The organism is Dryocola clanedunensis, from assembly GCF_038405435.1.
Classification (GTDB): domain Bacteria; phylum Pseudomonadota; class Gammaproteobacteria; order Enterobacterales; family Enterobacteriaceae; genus Dryocola; species Dryocola clanedunensis_A.
Genome location: NZ_JBBYHZ010000148.1, coordinates 1 through 234 on the forward strand (window position 1 = coordinate 1; position 234 = coordinate 234).

Sequence of the window (234 nt, forward strand, 5' to 3'; positions counted from 1 at the left end):
GGGCAGGGATTCGGCGCCGGCCAGCTGCTGCAGCCGCTGCACGACGCGCGGCAGGTCGATCGGGGCGACATAGGTATCCACGCACGCCGCCAGCAGCGCATCGAGCACCGGCGAGGAGCGCAGCGGCGCAGCAGGCAACAGCGCCAGCAGGCTCATGTGTCGGTGATCGACAAGCAATTGCTGCAGGTGGGCCAGGTTGGCCGGCACCACCGTGCGCAGGTCCAGCAGGCCGAC

The 234-nt window shown here is 70.5% G+C and carries 1 protein-coding gene; it reads right to left on the reverse strand.

Going from position 1 to position 234, the window contains the following annotated elements; genetic code table 11:
* Positions 1-234: hypothetical protein (locus tag AAE045_RS23925; protein WP_455549791.1), on the reverse strand; the 234-nt coding region annotated here is incomplete at both ends.